This is a genomic window from Rhodanobacter sp. FW106-PBR-R2A-2-24, from assembly GCF_058789615.1.
Genome location: NZ_JBYTBV010000002.1, coordinates 1,818,169 through 1,836,318, shown reverse-complemented (window position 1 = coordinate 1,836,318; position 18,150 = coordinate 1,818,169). Strand labels below are relative to the sequence as shown.

Genomic DNA, 18,150 nt, shown 5'->3' with positions numbered 1-18,150 from the left:
ATGAGGCCGAGGGGGCACTTGTCGACCTGCCGGCCTCAATGCTTCGCCAGCTGTTCGACGTACTGCTTGCCGTCGTAGCGCCAGAGGCGGGAATCGCCGTCAATTTTTTTGCAGGACGCGTCGCTGGACATCACGATGTCGGCCAGCCCGTGGTGGCGGTCATGGCCGATGCACAGCACGCTCGACGTGGTGGAGGTGTCCGCTGCGTCGCCGCCTGCGCCTTCGCTGTTGGACGTTTCCTCCACGGTCGTGGTCAGCAATTTCCGCACTTGCTTGCCGTCGCGCAGATACAACGAGAGCGTGGTGATGTCGTAGACGCACTGCCAGCAGTGCGCGCTGTTGCTGCTGCGCACACCGAACGCGCGGCGCCCCGGTGCGAGGTCGTAGCGTGCGGTGTCGAGCCAGACGTGGTTCAGGCTGACGGCGTCGCTTTCGATGCCGTTGGGTTCGTGTCGATAGGCCAGGATATCGCGTGAGACGATGTCGACCACCTCGACATCGAGGTCGTAATCGTCAGCCCCGTTGTCGTCCTGCGCATCGCCATCGGTCGCCTGGTAGGCCAGTGCGATGATCGCGTGCCGGGTGTCGGCCGGGTCTTTGCGGCAATCGGCGTAGTCGTCGCCAGGTGTGACGGACAGGGCTTGCTCCACGTCGGCGAGCATGCCTTCGGGGCACGCCAGCGGATCGACCTTGGGCATCGCCGCGAGTTTTGCGGCCAGCGCGGCCGCGTCGCGCTGGCGCAGCTCTGCGCACAGGCCGAACGGATCGCCGGCGGGATGCTTGGCGCGGCAGGCACTCGCGACCTGGGTCAAGGCGTCCTCGCGCAACGCTCCGCCCTTGGCGAGCTGCCTGGTGATGGGCCGGAACTCGGCCATGCGTTGGCGCCGCTGCGCCGGGCTGGCCGTGACCAGCCCGGGCAGATCCAGGTCGGCAAGTTCGCCACAGTAACCGTTGCCCTGCCGAAGGTTGGCGATGGCATGGGCGCGCTTGAACGCTGCCATGCCGTCGTGCGTGATCGGCTGATCCTGCGCGATGGGCGGCAGCGCGCAGCCGTGCGTTTGCGCGTAGGCGTTGGCGAGCGCCCGCAACGCCGGCGCGGCTTCGCGCCCGCGCTTGCCGGTCAACCAGTGCACGGGATTGATGAGGTCGCGATAGGCGTTCTGGTAGTTGTAGCGCGTGTAGCTCAGTCCTTGCAGTTGCGCCAGCCGCGCCGAGGACTCGAATGCCTGCGCGAGCGAGCGTTCGAGTTCACGGGCGGGAAATGCGGCGGGATGGTCGATCACCACCGGCAGCTTGGCGGTGAGGAAGGCCATGCGCTGGATGAGCTGCGTGCGGAGCTTTTCGGCCATCTTGTCGGTGGTCGAATCGCGCCGGGCCGATTCCATCCACGAAATGTTGACGTCGAACGCCGGCTGCATTTTCTGGAGCAGCGCGGGCAGTTCGGCGTTGTCCGGATCGAGCCCGTACAGCGCCTGGAAAATCACCAGGCAACTGTCCGGCCCGTGGCGGGTGCAGCCGTCTTCGCTCAGCTCGGCCGAAAACTTCCTGCTCAGGATGGCCGTCACCTGGGCCACCAGGGACGGCGTCCAGGGCACCGAACCGGTGGCGATCTCGGGCAGGCAGCCGCGCATGTCGGCCGCGCCGCGACCCATGTCCCATTGCCACGCATCGTTGCGGGTCACCGCGTAGACGACGGGATCGGCGGACATCCACGCGGCGCGGGGAAAACACTTGAACACGGCCGCCATCGCCAGCGAGGTCGGCGACCAGGTCGAGTCCGGGATGTAGGAGAAAAATTCCCAGGCCGTGCGATTTTCCACGTTCTCCGAGCGCAACCGGCCCCACAGCGCGGCGGCGTCGGACGGGCGCTGGTAGTCGAACAGATCCCAGCTGGCGGCCTGATCGATCAGCACCGGGCGGATGCCCTGCGGGATGTCGCCGAACTGCGGCATCGCCAGCATCGCGGCGAGCCTGGCGGGCGTCAGGTGGTGCCACGTTGCCGGCAATCCGATATGACCATCGGGCGGCAGGTTGCGCGGCACGCCGCGCGCCTCGGCGAGGATGGCCGCGAAGTCCGCCGCGGACAGCGCCTGCGGATCGGGCGGCGTTGTGGCGGTCATGCGCGCCGGGGCTTGCGCCGCCGCCCACGCGGTGGGGGCGAGCGCACCGGCGCCCAGCGCCGTCGACCATGCCAGGACGAGCCAACCCGGCATCCATCGGGTTCGTGTCTGCGCCATCGTGCACCTTTCGCGATTCGCCGGGATGGGCGAATGCTATGGGTCGCGCATGGCGTTTTCGTGGCCGCGGTGTCGCGGCCGTCGGGCATGATCTCCGCCGGGCGATTCCGCCGTGACGGCAATGCCGGGATCAGTCCGCCTCGGCCAGATAGGTGTACGCGGTGAGCCCGCCGTCGAGCGCGGCGTACAGCGCCTCGGCCTCGCTGCCCGCGATGCCGGCGGCGGCGATGCGCTCACGGTAGCTGGCGCGCAGCGCGGTGAGGTCGTAGCCGACGTAGTCGAGCATCAGGTCGGTGGTGTCGCCTCTTCGCTGGTGGGCGAACACGTAGCCATCGCCATCCACGCGCACGTTCACCGCGTCGGTGTCGCCGAACAGGTTGTGGATGTCGCCCAGCGTCTCCTGGTACGCGCCGACCATGAAGATGCCGAGGCGGTAGCTCTCGCCGTCCCTGAGCGCGTGCAGCGGCAGGCTGACGTCCACGCCCTCGGCGTCGACGTAGTGGTCGATGCGGCCATCCGAATCGCAGGTGAGGTCGACGATCACGCCGCGCCGCGTGGGCTCTTCGTGCAGCCGCGCGATCGGCGCGATCGGGAAGATCTGCTCGATGGCCCAGATGTCGGGCACCGACTCGAACACCGAGAAGTTGACGAAGTATTTGTCCACCAGCTTCTCGTCCAGCTCGTCCAGCACCGCGCGGTGCGAGCGCTCGCCGGGCAAGAGGCGCGCACGCACGGCGCTGGCGATGGCGTAGTAGGCCTCGTCCAGCCGCGCGCGGTCGGCCAGCGTCAGCTGGCCCAGCGCGTACAGGGTCTGGCCTTCGTGCAGGTGGTGCTGGGCTTCGTGGAACAGCTCCAGCGCAGGGCGCTGGTCGAGTTCCGCATGCACCTCGCGCAGGCGGCGCAGCACGGCGGGTTCGTCCGCGCGCGGCGCGGGGATGGCGCCGTCGGGCACCGCCTCCACTTCGCTGACGTTCACCACCATCACGGCGTGATGGGCGGTCATCGCACGGCCGGCTTCGGTGAGGATATGCGGGGCCTTGAGGCCTTCGGCGGCCACCGCCTCGGCCAGCGCCTGCACGATGGTGGCGGCGTACTGCTCCATCGAATAGTTGATCGAGTTGACGCTGCGCGAGCGCGAGCCTTCGTAATCCACGCCCAGGCCGCCACCCACATCGACGATTTCCAGCGGCACGCCGAGCCGCGTCAGCTCGACGAAATAGCGTGCGGCCTCGCGCATGCCGCCGGCGATGTCGCGCACGTTGGAGATCTGCGAGCCCATGTGGAAGTGCTGCAGCTTCAGCGTGTGCTTGAGGCCAGCCGCGTCGAGCCGCTCGACCAGGGTCAGCACCTGGTTCGGCGACAGCCCGAACTTTCCCTTGTCACCGCCGGTGTTCTGCCACTTGCCGGCGCCGATGGAGGCGAGGCGCACGCGCACGCCAAGCAGCGGCTCCACGCCCAGTGCCTTCGCCTCGCTGAACACGTGATCCAGTTCGGACAGCTTCTCGATCACGATGTGCACGCGCAGGCCGAGCTGCTTGCCGATCAGCGCCAGGCGGATGTACTCGCGATCCTTGTAGCCGTTGCAGATCACGATGGAACCGGGCCGCGCCATCGCCAGCACCGCCATCAGTTCGGGTTTCGAGCCCGCTTCCAGGCCGAAACCGTGCGTGCCGGCAGCGACCAGCTCGCCGGCCACGCCGCGCTGCTGGTTGACCTTGATCGGGTAGATGGCCGTATAGCCGCCCGCGTAGTGCCACTCGCCGATGGCTTTGGCGAACGCGGCCTGCAGGCGCGCGAGGCGGTCGGCGAGGATGTCGGGGAAGCGTACCAGGAGCGGCAGGCGCAGGCCTTCGGCGCGGGCGCGCTCGACGATGGCGGGCAGCGAAAGTGCCGGGCCGTTGGTGCGGCGCGGACGGATGACGATGTCGCCGGCGTCGTCGACGTCGACGTAGCCATTGCCCCAATGGGGCACGGCATAGGTGTGGCGCGCGGCGGCCACGGTCCAGGGCTTCGACATGAAGCGTCTCCTTGTGCAAACGGGATGCATGTCGTCGCAGCGGCGAGCCTTGACGGTGGAAAAGCGCGCGGGGCCGGAAGCCTCGCACGCCGCGGGGCCCTTCGCGCCAGCCGACGCGAACGCCGGAGTCGCCATTGTAACAGCCCGCCCGCCCCGGCTCGGCTACAATGGCCGACCGTTTCCTCCCTCCGTCTTGCCCCTCAGGTACACCCATGTCGCAGCAGAACACGTCGAATGAAGCCCGCTGGTACACCGAAGCCCACCAGGCCTCCGGCTCTTCCATCGGCTTTCGCACCGAGCAATTGCTGCACGCGGAGAAGACCCCGTTCCAGACCATCGAGATCCACCAGACCACGGACTGGGGCAAGCTCATGGTGATCGACGGCTGCGTGATGCTCACCACGCGCGACAACTTCCTCTACCACGAGATGATGACCCACCCGGCGCTGTTCACCCACGCCCGCGCCAAGCGCGTGGTCATCATCGGCGGCGGCGACTGCGGCACGCTGCGCGAGGTGCTCAAGCACGAGGAAGTGGAGAAGGCCACCCAGGTGGAGATCGACGAGCGCGTCACCCGCCTGGCCGAGCAGTATTTCCCCGAGCTGTGCGAATCCAACGGCGACCCGCGCGCCGAGCTGCTGTTCATCGACGGCATCAAGTACATGGCCGAGGCCGAGCCGGAATCCATCGACCTGGTGATCGTGGACTCCACCGATCCGGTCGGCCCCGCCGAAGGCCTGTTCAACGCCACCTTCTATGCCAGCTGCTTCAAGGCGCTGCGCCACGGCGGCCTCTTGGTGCAGCAGTCGGAATCGCCGCTGGCGCATCTCGAGCTCATCAAGTCGATGCGCGCCGCGATGCGCACGGCCGGCTTCAGCGCGGTGAAGACCCTGCCGTTCCCGCAGCCCTGCTACCCCACCGGCTGGTGGAGTTGCACCATGGCGCGCAAGGGCGGTGACCTCTCGGGCTTCCGCGAGCGCGGCGCGCACAGCAAGGGCTTCCGCACCCGCTACTACAACGCCGACATCCACAAGGCTGCGCTGGCCCAGCCGGAGTTCATGCGCGAGGCCCTGGGGGAATAAGGCCGGGGACGGGGAGAGCGTCGCACAGCGTGGTTTTCGATCGTGACCGGAGCGGCTTCATGTGGATAGGGCAACGCGTGGTCTGGATCGGCATGCTGGCGATGCTCGCCATGCCCGCGCTGGCGGCGGACAAGCCTGCCGCCAGCGCGGACGCGCGCGCCGCCACGCTGGAGGGCTTCCAGCGTGACCTGGTCAGCGTGCTGGCACTGCGGGCGGGGGCGCAGCCGCTCCTGGGCGCGGCGCTGCTGGCGCGCGCGCTGCCCAAGCCGGGCAAGTTCACCAGCTTCCACGCGCTGATCGACCGCGCGGCGACCGCCGCGGATGCCGGCCCGGCGGTGCAGTGGGCGCGACTGGCCGATTGCGATGCCGGCGCTGACGCTTGCCCCAACGCCGTCGCGCTGCGCAAACTCGTCGAACAGGCGCCGGACAACGCGGCGGTGTGGCTGCTGAAGTTCGACCTCGACACCCGCAACATGAAATCCACCGCGGCCCGCGCCGATTTCGCCCACGCCGCTGCGGCCAAGCTGTACGACGACTACGCCGGCACCAGCGCCGCCGCCCTGGCCGCCGTGGTGGATGCCTTGCCGCCGCCCGCGGCGGCGCAGGGCGCGGCCGGCGCCAGCGGCGTGCAGGCCTTGCTGGTGCTGGGCAATGCCCGTCTGCAGGTGCGCCCGGTACTGCCCGTGGTGGCGCAGTGGTGCGGCCACGCGCAGACCGATACCGCCATCAAGGCCGATTGCCTGCAGCTGGGCCGGTTGCTTGCCTGGGGTTCCAGCCCGCTGGCGCGCTCGTTGGGCCTGCACCTGATCGAGACGCTGGGCGACAGCCAAGCGCGAGCCGACGCCTTGCGCCAGCGTCGCGACCTCGCCTGGCAGGTGCACAACCACGCCCGACTGGCGCTGCGGGTGCCCGACGATGCCGGCCTGGCGGCGCAATGGCTTGGCATCGCCCGCCAAGGCGGTGGCGAGATGAGCCAGTGGCTGGCCCTCCTGCGCGCCGCCGGCATTTCGACCACCGCACCGGGCAGCTGGCAGCCGGCGGCCCCGGCTGATACCGCGCCGCCCCACCTCCCCATGAAGGCCGCTAACGGTTAGGCTTGGCCCACCGACGCGAGCGAGGCAAACCCATGCTTACGACGCTGGTGGCAAGCAGCAAGGGCGGTTGCGGCAAGAGCACGCTGGTGACCCAGCTGGCCTCGCACTGGGCGCAGGCCGGCCAGCGCACGGCTATCGTGGATGCAGACCGGCAAGGCTCCAGCTACACCTGGGCCAGTCGCCGGCCCGACAACGTGCCCGGCGTGCTGGCGCTGGAGGGCGGCCGCAAGGCACTGCAGCGGGTGCCGACGGACACCCAGCAACTCCTGGTCGACACCCCGGCCGGCGTCGGTGAGCGCGAGCTGGAGCCCTACCTTGACCAGGCCGCCGCCCTGCTGGTGCCGGTGCTGCCCTCCCGTTTCGATCTCGACGCCACGCTGCGTTTTCTGGACGAACTGCGGACTGTCCGCCGGATCAAGGCTGGCAAGCTGCCGGTGGCACTGGTGGCCAACCGGCTCAAACCCTGGACGCACGCCAGCCAGGACGCGCTGGAGCAGCTTGCCGCCGAGGCACCTTTCCCCATCGCCGCGCAGCTGCGCGACAGCCAGGCCTACGTGCTGCTGAGCGGCCTCGGCAAGGGCATCTTCGACTACCAGTCCGAACAGGTGCGCCAGCAGCAACAGGACTGGAAGCCCCTGCTGCGCTGGCTCAAGCGGGCAGCCGCCTGAGCCGGATCATCCCATCCACCGGAGTTTCCCATGCACGAATTGATTCTGTTGCGCCACGCCGAAGCCCTGTCCGCCCATGATGATGGCGACCAGTCGCGCGCGCTGAGCGAACGCGGCCGCCACGAGGCGCAGGCGGCCGGCAGCTGGCTGGCCAAGCATGGGGTGCGGCCGCAGCGCGCGCTGAGTTCGCCGGCGCAGCGCGCCACGGAAACCGCGCAACTCGCACTGGCGGCTCTGACGACGGCGCCGGCGCTGCAAACCGTGGGCGAGATCTACGAGGCCACCCCGGGCGAACTGCTGGCCCTGCTCGACCAGCACATGGAGGCCGGCAGCGTGCTGCTGGTGGGCCACAACCCCGGGATCGAGCGGCTGGTGGCGCTGCTGGTGGAAGGGCGCTCCGACGAGTTTCGTGGCATGCCGCCCGCCGGGCTGGCGGTGTTGCATCTGAACGGCAGCCTGGAACCCGCCAGTGCGCGGCTGGATGCTTTCTGGTCGCCCTGAGTTGCCGCCCGCTGCCGGGGAACGTACGCAGCGCCCGCCTGTCTCTAATGCCTCCGGCGCTGCCGCCCTCGCCTTGCCCATCGCGCATGCCGTTCCGCTGGCTACTCCCGCTCCTGCTGACGACCATCGCCCTGCTGCAAGGCTGCACGCTCAGCCGCGCGCAGATCCGTGCGGCCGACGCCATCGTTGCCGCCAGCCCCGGTCGCGCCGATACCTGCCAGGCCGCCGATCGCTGCGCCATGCCCTCGCCCCTGCTCGCCGCCGCGCAGCAGGCGCTGGCCGATTCCACGCCCGCGCACCCGGTCAACACCGTCGTCCTGCTCGACGACAGCGAGGCCGCGCTGGCCGCGCGCATCAGCCTGATCCGCGCCGCGCAGCGCAGCATCGACATCCAGACCTACATCTGGGATGAGGACGACGTCGGCCAGCTGATGCTCGACGAGCTGGTCAAGGCGGCGCGGCGCGGCGTCAAGGTGCGCATCCTCGCCGACCAGTTGTTCTCCTTCGAGGATCTCGGCCTGCTCGACCGCCTCGCGCGGGTCAGCCCCAACCTCGCGGTGAAGCTGTACAACCCCACTTTCCATGACGCGCACACGCCGCCGCTGGAGTTCGCCGCCGGCGTGGTGTGCTGTTTCATGAAGTTCAACCAGCGCATGCACAACAAGCTGTTCCTGGTCGACGACAGCATCGGCATCACCGGCGGGCGCAACTACCAGAACCGCTACTTCAACTGGGACAAGGATTTCGACTACCGCGACCGCGAGGTGATGGTCGGCGGGCCGGTGGGCGCGGAGATGGCCGCGAGCTTCGCGCTGTTCTGGCAGCACAAGCGCGCGGTGCCGCTGGTCAAACTGCGCGACGTCAACCGACGCCTGCGCGACGACGGCGCGGTGCCACCCTGGCCAGCGCCGCACTACGCCGACCCGGCACGCGTGGCGCGCGTGCAGGCCGAGGCGGAAGACCCCGACTGGCTCGCCGCGTGGCTCGCCGACGCCACCTTGCGGGTGAGCCAGGTGCGCTATTTCAGCGACCTGCCCGCCAAGACCGACGACCCGAGCAAGCGCAACGCCCGCGCGCTTACCAACCACCTGATGGCGATGCTGGCCGGCGCCAGGAAAGAGGTGGTGCTGCAGACGCCCTACCTGGTGATGAGCCGCCATGCGCAGAAAATCTTCAAGCGCCTGCATCGGCAGCGGCCCGCGCCGCGCGTCATCGTGTCCACCAACTCGCTGGCGGCCACCGACGCCTTCGCGGTGTATGCGCTCTCCTACAAGAACCGCCGCCGCTACCTCACCGAGTTCGGCTTCCAGATCCACGAGCTGAAGCCGCACGCCGAGAGTGCCGCGGAGGATTACGAAGAAGCCAACCAGGCCGCCGCCGACGGCCCCGACGGCCAGCCCATCGCGGTGCCCGGCAAGCGGCGGCGTTTCCCCGGCAACGAGCGTCGTCCCGGCGTGTTCGGCAGTCGCGGCAAGCGCAACCGGCCCGCGCCGCTGCAAAGCGGTGGCCGCCGCTACAGCCTGCACGCCAAGTCGATGGTGGTGGACGGCGCCTTCGCCATGGTCGGCTCGCACAACTTCGACCCGCGCTCGGACCACTACAACACCGAGTCGGGCGTGATCGTGGTCGATCCGCGCTTCGCCAGCGAGCTGCGCGCCTCCATCCTCGAAGACACCTTGCCGCAAAACGCCTGGACGATCGCCCCGCGCAAGCCGCGCATCCCGGTGCTGGGCCAGCTCAGCCTGGCCATCGGTGACCTCTCCGCGCACCTGCCGCTGTTCGATCTGTGGCCGCTGCGTTACGCCACCAGCTACGAGATCAGGCCCGGCTGCGCCCCGCTCGCCCCGGACAACCCGCGGTTCCACGACTGCTACACCGCGGTCGGCGACTTCCCCGACGTGGCGCTCTCGTCCAAGCTGATCTACACGCGGCTCGTCACCGCCTTCGGGGCGGGGGTGAAGGGCATCCTGTGACGGTGGTTACTTGCCTTCCTTCAGCGCGATCGAGCTGATGCCGGCGTGGCCGAGCCGCTGCTTGGTGGCTTCCAGCGCGCTGGCCGAGGCGAACGGGCCCAGTCGCACGCGGTGGTAGGTCTGGCCGTTGATGGTGACGGTCTGCACGTTGGCGACGAAGCCCTGCATGGCCAGTTCGGCCTTGCTGGCCTCGGCCTTCGCGGCGTCGGGGAAGGCGCCGACCTGCAGCAGGTAGCCGCTGTCGGCGGGGGGCTGCGGCACGGCGGCGGCAGGGGCGGCCACCACGCGCTGGGTGGCCACGGCCTGGCCCGGCGTGAGCCCCGGTGCCGGCACCGGCGTGGCGGGCGTCGGGGCCGGGGCGGGCGGGGCGACGGCGGCTTGCTGCTCGGCCTTGGCCTGCGCGCTCAACTCGGCGTCCGGGATGCGCACTTCCTTCTCCGACAACACGGAGTAGAAGTCGAACTGCGGCTTCTTCGGCGTGCTCGCGGCGGCGCCAGGCGCGACGGCGCCGGTTTCGCCGGGGGGTTCGGCGGTGGCCTGCGGGTTGGCTTGCGGGCCGCCCTTGGCCGACATCGGCAAGGCCGAATGGCGCATCAGGAAGGCCAGCGCTACCACGCCGATCAGGATGCCGACGAGGATCGCGGCCCAGGTGGGAAATCCGCCGCCGTTGTTGCGCACGGCCTGCCGGCCCCTGCTCTTGCCACTGCTCTTGCGGGTTGCCATCACATGCTCTCCGGGGCGGTCAGGCCCAAGAGGTCGAGGCCGTTGCGCAGCACCTGCCGGGTGGCTACCACCAGCGCCAGGCGGGCGTCGCGCAGGTTCTTGTCCTCGACCAGGAACTGATACGAGTTGTAGTAAGTGTGGAAGGCGTTGGCCAACTCGCGCAGCCAGACGGCGAGCAGGTGCGGCTCCAGGTTCGTGGCTGCCGCGTCCACTACCTCGGGGTAGCGCGACAGCTCGGTGAGCAGGGCCTGTTCGTGTTCGTTGTCCAGCCGCGCGAGCTGCATCAGCCCATTGTCCGGATCGAACGTGAACCCTTTCTCGCCGGCCTGGCGCAGCACGCTGCACACGCGGGCGTGGGCGTACTGGATGTAGTAGACGGGGTTGTCGTTGGTCTGCGAACGCGCGAGGTCGATGTCGAATACCAGTTGCGAGTCGCCCTTGCGCGCGATCAGGAAGTAGCGCGTGGCGTCGCGGCCCACCTCGTCGATGAGATCGCGCAGGGTGACGTAGCTGCCGGCGCGCTTGGAGATCTTCACCTCCTCGCCGCCCTTCATCACCGTCACCATCTGGTACAGCAGGTAATCCGGGTAGCCCTTGGGGATGCCGCAGTCCAGCGCCTGCAGGCCAGCCTTCACGCGCGCCAGCGAGCCGTGGTGATCCGAGCCCAGCACGGTGATGGCCTTGGCGTAGCCGCGCTGCCACTTGGAAAGGTGATAGGCCACGTCCGGCACGAAATACGTATACGTGCCGTCGGACTTGCGCATCACGCGGTCCTTGTCGTCGCCGAAGGCCGTGGTCTTCAGCCACAGCGCGCCGCCTTCCTCGTAGGTATAGCCGTGGGCGGTGAGCTCGCGCACGGTTTCCTCCACCTTGCCCTCGGTGTACAGCGAGGATTCGAGGAAATAGACGTCGAACTCCACGCCGAAGGCCTGCAGGTCGAGGTTCTGCTCGCGGCGCAGGTAGGCCACGGCGAAGGCGCGGATGGCGTCGAGGTTGTCCGCGTCCCTGGCGCCGGTGATGGTGTGGCCTTCCACGGTGACGCTGTCGCCGGCGAGATACGCCTTGGCCACGTCGGCGATGTAGTCGCCGCGGTAGCCGTTCTCCGGCCAGCCGGCGTCGCCGGGGGCGATGCCCTTGGCACGCGCTTGGGTGGAGATGGCGAGGTTGGCGATCTGCACGCCGGCATCGTTGTAGTAGAACTCGCGCCGCACCGTCCAGCCGGTGGCGTTCAAGAGGCGCGCCACGCAATCGCCCAGCGCCGCGTTGCGGCCATGGCCCACGTGCAGCGGGCCGGTGGGGTTGGCCGAGACGTATTCCACGCCCACCGTGCGGCCGGCGCCGCGCGCGCTGCGACCATAGGCTTCGCCCTGTTCCAGGATGCGGCGCACCTGCGCCTGGCTGGCGTCGGCGGCGAGGAAGAAGTTGATGAAGCCGGGGCCGGCGATTTCCACCTTGGCCAGCAGCGCGTTCGCGGGCAGGGCGGCCACGAGTTTCTCGGCCAGCTCACGCGGCTTGGTGCGGGCATGCTTTGCCAGCAGCATCGCGGCGTTGCAGGCGAAATCGCCGTGCTCGCGCGAGCGCGTGCGCTCGATCACGAAGTCGGGCACCGCGAGCTCGGCCGGCAGGGTGGCTTGGGACTGCAAGGCGTGGATGGCTTCGAGAACGAGTTCATGCAGCTGGGTTTTCACGGGCGCCGGGCTTTCGGGATGGAACCGAAAAGCTTAGCAGACCCCCGCCGTCTGAGCCGCCGTCGATGCCATGGCCAGGCCCGTCGCGCGCTGGTCTGTGGCGTTGGGCAGTCCTGTGGATAAGTCTGTGGGGAAAGTCGGCCGGGACGGGCAGGTTTCGGCGATGGCCACTCGCCGAGCGCGATGTCTCGCAAGACAAATGTTTATAAACAGCAACTTATGATGGTAATTGAAAGTGCTTATGGCAGTGTGGCCCGCAACAGCCGGTTTCCGGGATTTGTGCATAAGTTTCGCTGGCTTGGCGCGGGCAGTTGCGGCGTCGAATGCGTCACCGGCTTGTCACGTACCGCGGCGATACTGGCTGGGTGCCCGGGCGTCTCCCCTCCGCCAGCGGGCATCCGGAGATGCCGCCTCCCCGCTCCCAAACGCCGGCAGGCCGGTGCGGGTTTCCCGCGCCGGCCTTTGTTTTTGGTGGTATCGCTCAAAGCAGGCCGCGCGCCGCCATCGACACCGGGTGGCCGCTGCCGATCACCAGGTGGTCGAGCACGCGCACGCCGACCAGCTGCAGGGCATCGCGCAGCTCGTGGGTGATCGCGCGGTCGGCCGCGCTGGGCTCGGCCACGCCCGAGGGATGGTTGTGGGCGAAGATCACGGCGACGGCGTTGTGTTGCAGGCAGGCGCGCACCACCTCGCGCGGGTGCACGCTGGCGCCGTCCACGGTGCCGCGAAACAACTCCTCGAAGGCCAGCACGCGATGGCGGTTGTCCAGGTACAGGCAACCGAACACTTCGTAAGGCAGGTGGCGCAGCCGTGCGCTGAGGTAGTCGCCGCTGTCGCGCGGGTTGCCCAGCGCGGGCGCCTCGCGCAATTGCTCGGCCAGGCTGCGCCGGGCCAGCTCCAGCGCGGCGGCGATGCGCGCGCGCTTGGCCGGGCCCAGGCCGACCGCGCGCACCGAGTGGTCGGGCCGGCCGAGCAGGGCGCCGAGGCTGCCCGCGTTTACCAGCAGCTCGCGGCCCAGCGCGATGGCGTCCTTGCCGCGCACGCCGCTGCCCAGCAGCACGGCCAGCAGTTCGGCGTCGGACAGCGCGCCGCTGCCGCGCTCCAGCAGCTTTTCGCGGGGGCGTTCGCCTTCGGGCCAGTCGCGGATGCTCATGCGATCAGGGTGCCTGCGCCATTGCGCGGCGAGCAGTCGTCCGGCGGCACGAATCCGGTAAGCTAGCCGCCTGATCGCACGTCAGGCCCGCCCTACATGGGAACCTCGAAAACCGCTTCCCAGAAGGTTTCGCGAGCGACACGCTCCGGTGTCGCGGGCGCCACGAAGTTGTGAGAGGTTCCCGCATGAGTCTTGCCCAACGCCGCATTCTGCTCGGTGTGTCCGGCGGCATCGCCGCCTACAAAGCCTGCGAACTGGTTCGCCGCCTGCGCGAAGCCGGCGCCGAGGTGCGCGTGGTGATGACCGCCGGCGCCGAGCGTTTCGTCGGCGCGGTCACCTTCCAGGCCTTGTCCGGGCAGGGTGTGCGCACCTCGCTGTGGGATGCCGCGGCCGAGGCGGCGATGGGGCATATCGAACTGGCGCGCTGGGCCGAGCGCATCCTCGTCGCACCGGCCAGCGCCGACGTGATCGCGCGCCTGGCGCATGGCCAGGCCGATGACCTGCTTGCCACGCTGTGCCTGGCCAGCGCCGCACCGCTGACCATCGCCCCGGCGATGAACCGGCAGATGTGGGCGCACCCGGCAGTGCAGGCCAACGTGGCGCTGCTGCGCCAGCGCGGCGTGCAGGTGCTGGGGCCGGCCTCCGGCGAACAGGCCTGCGGCGACGTGGGCGAGGGACGCATGCTGGAGCCGGAGCAACTGCGCGACGCGCTGGCCGCCTCCTTCGGTGACGGCGCGCTCACGGGGTTGCAGGTGGTGGTCAGCGCCGGCCCTACCTTCGAGGACATCGATCCGGTGCGTTTCATCGGCAACCGCAGCTCCGGCAAGATGGGTTTCGCGGTGGCGCAGGCTGCCGCCGAGGCGGGCGCGCGGGTCACCCTGGTGGCTGGCCCGGTGAGTCTGGCCACGCCGCCTGGTGTGTCGCGGCGTGTCGATGTGCGCAGCGCGGCGCAGATGCAGCAGGCGGTGGTCGAGGCCTGTGCCGGCGCGCACGTCTACGTGGGCGCGGCGGCGGTGGGCGATTACCGCCCGGATGAAGTGGCGCCGTGCAAGCTGAAAAAACAGGCTGGCGCCGAGCTGGTGCTGAAGCTGGCCGAGAACCCCGACATCATCGGCGGCCTCGCCGCGCAGGCCGGGCACCCCTTCCTGGTGGGCTTCGCCGCCGAGACCAACGACGTGGCGCGCTACGCGCAGGACAAATTGCAGCGCAAGGGGCTGGACATGATCGCCGCCAACCGCGTGGGCGGCGGGCTGGGCTTCGAGACCAGCGACAACGCGCTGGACGTGTACTGGCAGGGCGGCATGCTGGAGCTGCCGCGCGCCGCCAAGCTGGATCTGGCGCGGCAATTGGTCGCCGCCGTAGCCACGCGCTATCGCGCGGTGCGCGGATGAGCGGGGCGGTGCTGGAGGTCGAGCTGAAGATCCTCGACCCGCGCCTGGGCGTGAGCATCCCCCTGCCCGAGGCCGCCACCGCTGGCAGCGCGGGCATGGACTTGCGCGCCGCGCTGGAGACACCGCTCGTGCTCGAACCCGGCGCCACGGCGCTGGTCCCCAGCGGCATCGCCATCCATATCGGCGACCCGGGCTGGTGCGCGCTGATCGTGCCGCGCTCCGGCCTGGGCCACAAGCAAGGGCTGGTGATGGGCAACCTGGTGGGCGTGATCGACGCTGATTACCAGGGGCCGCTGATGATTTCCTGCTGGAATCGCGGCCGCGAGCCGGTCACCATCGGCGTGGGCGACCGCATCGCGCAATTGCTGCTGGTGCCGGTGGCGCAGGCGCGGCTGCGGCGAGTGGACGAGTTCGCGCCCAGCACGCGCGGCGTCGGCGGTTTTGGTTCAACGGGCATCAAATAATGCAGGCGTGGGCTGGACGCGGACCTGTGGGAGCAGGCAGTGGCAATGACTGAAGCTACCGAATCGAGCGGGCGCCGGCGCACCGATTGGCGACAACTATGGCCGCTGGCGTTGGCCACCGTGTTGCTGTTCGCGGGCGCCTTCTGCGCCTGGCAGACCTGGCTGATCGCCGACGAGAGCCACGCGAACGCGCGCGTGGTGCGGGCGCAGGACCTGGCCGTGCAAAGACTGACGGCGCTGGTTGCCGCCGACCGTGCCAAGCTCGTGCAGGCGACGGTCGGGCTCGATCCGGCCTTGCTCAAGGACGAAAAAGACCTGTTCATGGCCACCTTGCACATGCGCCTGCCGCACGCGTTGCAGTTGGAGATCTACAGCGGCAGCCTGGATGAGGTGCTGCATGCCAACTTCCACGAGTTCGGCTATGCCAAGGCGGCGCAGCTGATGGCCGCGCAGAGTGCCGACGGCCTGCCGCCGGTGCAAAGCGTGTCCCATGGCGTGGGCGACCGTCGCCTGAGCCTGGTGGTGCCGATGCATTCGGCCGGCGGCTCGGCGCCGCAGGCCTGGGTGTGGGTGGAGCTGCCGTTTGACGGCATGGCCGACACCTTCAACGCGGTATCGCCGGCCGGCGGCCGGCTGGATTTGCGCCAGGGCGACGCCGACACCGACATGCGTCTGCTGTCGAACGGCAGCCCGGCGGCAGCGTTGTACCCGGGCGCCAAACCGGTGCCGGGCAGCACCTTCAGCGTGGCGGCGGCGCTGCCGCAGAGTTTCATCGTGCTGCCCCATGCCTGGCCGCTGGCGGCGCTGCTGGCCCTGCTGGGGTTGGGTGGTGGCATCGGCTTGCTGCGCTGGCGCTTGCACCAGGGGCGGCGGGCGGGCGAGTCCGACGTCGATATCGATGCCTTGCGCCAGGCGCAGGAGGAGGAGCGCAAGGCCGCTCCGCCCGAACCCGTGCTGGCCAAGCTGGCCACGCCGCCGGCCGCTGCGCCGGCCGCCGTGGCGCAGGCGACGGTGATCGATCCGTCGATCTTCCGCGCCTATGACATCCGTGGCGTGGTGGGCAAGACCCTGGATGCCGACGTGGCCGGCCTGCTGGGCCAGGCTATCGGCACGCTGATGCGCGAGCAGGGCCTGCGCGAGATCGTGGTGGGCCGCGATGGCCGCTTGTCCGGCCCCGAGTTGGCCGGCGCGCTGGCCGAGGGCTTGCGCAAGGCCGGCATCGACGTGATCGACCTGGGCGCGGTGCCCACGCCGGTGGTGTACTTCGCCTGCTGGCACTACAACACCGGCAGCGGCGTGGCGGTGACCGGCAGCCACAACCCGCCCGACTACAACGGCTTCAAGATCGTGATCGGCGGGCAGACCCTGGCCGAGGAAGCGATCCAGGATCTGTACCGGCGCATCGCCGGCAACGTGCTCGAAAGTGGTGGTGGCGGCAGCCTGCGCCAGGTCGACGTACTGCCCGACTACCTGGAGCGCATCGTCGGCGACGTGCAGGCCGAGCGCCGCCTCAAGGTGGTGGTGGATTGCGGCAACGGCATCCCTGGCGCGGTGGCGCCGCAGGTGCTCGCCGGGGTGGGTTGCGAGGTGGTGCCGCTGTATTGCGAGGTGGACGGCAACTTCCCCAACCACCATCCCGATCCGTCCGATCCGCACAACCTGGAAGATCTGATCCACGTGGTGAAGCAGACCGGTGCCGACCTCGGCCTGGCCTTCGACGGCGACGGTGACCGCCTCGGCGTGGTGACCAAGGCCGGCGAGATCATCTTCCCGGATCGCGTGTTGATGCTGTTCGCGCGCGACGTGCTGTCGCGCCAGCCGGGCGCCACCATCATCTATGACGTGAAGTGCACCGGCCATCTCAAGGGCCAGATCCTGGAGGCCGGCGGCAGCCCCCTGATGTGGCGCACCGGCCATTCGCTCATCAAGGCCAAGATGCGCGAGACGGGCGCCGAGCTGGCCGGCGAGATGAGCGGCCATTTCTTCTTCAAGGAGCGTTGGTACGGTTTCGACGATGGCATTTATGCCGCCGCGCGGCTCTTGGAGATCCTCGCCGGCGATCCGGAGGAACGCAGTCCGGAGGATATTTTCGCCACCTTGCCCAAGGGCGTCTCGACGCCCGAACTGAAGATCGAGCTGGCCGAGGGCGAGCACTACCGCTTCATGGAGAAGTTCCGCGCCAAGGCGAACTTCGGCGACGCCACCCTCATCACCATCGACGGCGTGCGCGCCGACTGGCCGGATGGCTGGGGGCTGGTGCGCGCGTCCAACACCACGCCGGTGCTGGTGCTGCGCTTCGACGCCGACACCGGCGGCGCGCTCAAGCGCATCCAGCAGGTGTTCCGCGAGCAGCTGCTGGCCACCGATCCGACGCTCAAGCTACCGTTCTGAACCGGCGTCGCGCGGGTTGCCCCGGCGGGCACGGTCTTTGGCGGGCGCTCAGGGTTGCGGGTTTTGCGCGGCCTGCAGGGCGCGATAGTGCGCCAGTTGCTGCGCCTGCCCCTTGACGGCCTGGTCGCGTTCGGCCTGTTGGCGCGTGAGTGTCGCCTGCAGGCTGTTCACCAGCGTGCGTTGCTTGGCGATGTCGTCCTGCAGGAACTTGGGCAGCGGCTGCTTGTTGTGCTCGAACTCGGAGGCGCGCGCCAGCAGCCCGGTGAGGGATTGCTCCTGGCTGCGCAGGTTGAGCTTGCTGGTGTGGATCTGCAGATCCATGTTGGCCAGGGTCTGGTCCAGCGAGGATTTGTAGGAAGCCTCGTCGGGATAGGCGGCGAGCAGTTGCTCGTCGGTGCGGGCGCGATCCCGCGACGCGCGCTGCGCGGCCGCCTGTTGCGCGGCCAGCTGTTGCGCCGCGGCGCGTTCGGCCGGGCTCAGCGTGCGCTGCACATGCTGCACGATCATGCCCTGATCGTTGACCACTTCGTAGCCGTATTTGATCGCGTCGTCGGTGAGGCTGTCGCTGAAATGCGGCAGGCCTTTGCCGTCCACCCACTTGTAGCGCATGCCGTTGCGATTGGCTTGCTGCGCGATGGTGGTGGCGCTGGCCAGCAGCGCGGCGATGACGAGGATGTGGATGGATTTGCGCATGAAGGCCCCCTTGCCTGGAGTATAGACGGCTCGGCATCGCCGCTGTGGCACGCGTGGCCCATGGAGTGCGCGCGG

General features: G+C 69.3%; 14 protein-coding genes. 8 read left to right on the top strand and 6 right to left on the bottom strand.

Going from position 1 to position 18,150, the window contains the following annotated elements; all coding sequences use genetic code 11:
• Positions 1-35: 35 nt before the first annotated feature.
• Positions 36-2,213 (bottom strand): PA3715 family protein, encoded by a 2,178-nt coding sequence (locus AC3WQA_RS09645; RefSeq protein ID WP_492674845.1) that lies wholly within the window; start codon positions 2,211-2,213, stop codon positions 36-38.
• Between the two features lie 154 nt (positions 2,214-2,367).
• The gene (gene speA / locus AC3WQA_RS09640; RefSeq protein ID WP_492674844.1) at positions 2,368-4,254 is read right to left on the bottom strand and encodes an arginine decarboxylase; all 1,887 of its coding nucleotides are present in this window, start codon (positions 4,252-4,254) and stop codon (positions 2,368-2,370) included.
• A gap of 212 nt (positions 4,255-4,466) precedes the next feature.
• Here speA and speE point away from each other — a divergent pair, with 212 nt between their 5' ends.
• The 5 genes from speE (at position 4,467) to AC3WQA_RS09615 (ending at position 9,572) form a co-directional block, all read left to right on the top strand.
• On the top strand, positions 4,467-5,336 hold the full coding sequence (speE, locus tag AC3WQA_RS09635) for a polyamine aminopropyltransferase (protein WP_492674843.1): 870 nt from the start codon (positions 4,467-4,469) through the stop codon (positions 5,334-5,336).
• 59 nt (positions 5,337-5,395) lie between these two features.
• Positions 5,396-6,430, top strand: coding sequence for a hypothetical protein (locus AC3WQA_RS09630; RefSeq protein ID WP_492674842.1), 1,035 nt, complete (start codon positions 5,396-5,398; stop codon positions 6,428-6,430).
• 32 nt (positions 6,431-6,462) lie between these two features.
• Positions 6,463-7,098, top strand: a complete 636-nt coding sequence (locus AC3WQA_RS09625; protein WP_492674841.1) for a nucleotide-binding protein — start codon at positions 6,463-6,465, stop codon at positions 7,096-7,098.
• Positions 7,099-7,128: 30 nt separating this feature from the next.
• Positions 7,129-7,599: a SixA phosphatase family protein gene (locus AC3WQA_RS09620; protein ID WP_492674840.1), complete on the top strand. Its 471-nt coding sequence runs from the start codon at positions 7,129-7,131 to the stop codon at positions 7,597-7,599.
• An 86-nt stretch (positions 7,600-7,685) separates the two neighbouring features.
• The gene (locus AC3WQA_RS09615) at positions 7,686-9,572 is read left to right on the top strand and encodes a phospholipase D-like domain-containing protein (protein WP_492674839.1); all 1,887 of its coding nucleotides are present in this window, start codon (positions 7,686-7,688) and stop codon (positions 9,570-9,572) included.
• Between the two features lie 6 nt (positions 9,573-9,578).
• On the opposite strand, the gene AC3WQA_RS09610 is transcribed toward AC3WQA_RS09615, so the two are convergent.
• The 3 genes from AC3WQA_RS09610 to radC all read right to left on the bottom strand — a co-directional run bounded on the left by AC3WQA_RS09610 (position 9,579) and on the right by radC (position 13,136).
• On the bottom strand, positions 9,579-10,295 hold the full coding sequence (locus AC3WQA_RS09610) for an SPOR domain-containing protein (protein WP_492674838.1): 717 nt from the start codon (positions 10,293-10,295) through the stop codon (positions 9,579-9,581).
• On the bottom strand, positions 10,295-11,983 hold the full coding sequence (gene argS / locus AC3WQA_RS09605) for an arginine--tRNA ligase (RefSeq protein ID WP_492674837.1): 1,689 nt from the start codon (positions 11,981-11,983) through the stop codon (positions 10,295-10,297). The genes AC3WQA_RS09610 and argS overlap by 1 nt, the downstream gene beginning before the upstream one ends.
• 481 nt (positions 11,984-12,464) lie before the next feature.
• Complete coding sequence (gene radC, locus AC3WQA_RS09600) at positions 12,465-13,136, bottom strand: RadC family protein (RefSeq protein ID WP_492674836.1); 672 nt, start codon at positions 13,134-13,136, stop codon at positions 12,465-12,467.
• A 185-nt stretch (positions 13,137-13,321) separates the two neighbouring features.
• On the opposite strand from radC, the gene coaBC reads away from it, so the two are divergent.
• The 3 genes from coaBC to AC3WQA_RS09585 are packed head-to-tail and all read left to right on the top strand — an operon-like array spanning position 13,322 to position 17,382.
• Positions 13,322-14,527 carry a bifunctional phosphopantothenoylcysteine decarboxylase/phosphopantothenate--cysteine ligase CoaBC gene (coaBC, locus tag AC3WQA_RS09595; RefSeq protein WP_492674835.1) on the top strand — a complete coding sequence of 402 codons (1,206 nt, stop codon included), beginning with the start codon at positions 13,322-13,324 and terminating at the stop codon, positions 14,525-14,527.
• A gap of 8 nt (positions 14,528-14,535) precedes the next feature.
• Positions 14,536-14,991: a dUTP diphosphatase gene (dut, locus tag AC3WQA_RS09590; RefSeq protein ID WP_492676343.1), complete on the top strand. Its 456-nt coding sequence runs from the start codon at positions 14,536-14,538 to the stop codon at positions 14,989-14,991.
• 45 nt (positions 14,992-15,036) lie between these two features.
• Positions 15,037-17,382, top strand: a complete 2,346-nt coding sequence (locus AC3WQA_RS09585) for a phosphomannomutase/phosphoglucomutase (protein ID WP_492674834.1) — start codon at positions 15,037-15,039, stop codon at positions 17,380-17,382.
• 48 nt (positions 17,383-17,430) lie between these two features.
• Here the strand turns inward: AC3WQA_RS09585 and AC3WQA_RS09580 are convergent, their stop codons facing one another.
• Positions 17,431-18,075, bottom strand: a complete 645-nt coding sequence (locus AC3WQA_RS09580) for a DUF4124 domain-containing protein (protein WP_492674833.1) — start codon at positions 18,073-18,075, stop codon at positions 17,431-17,433.
• Positions 18,076-18,150: the final 75 nt, after the last annotated feature.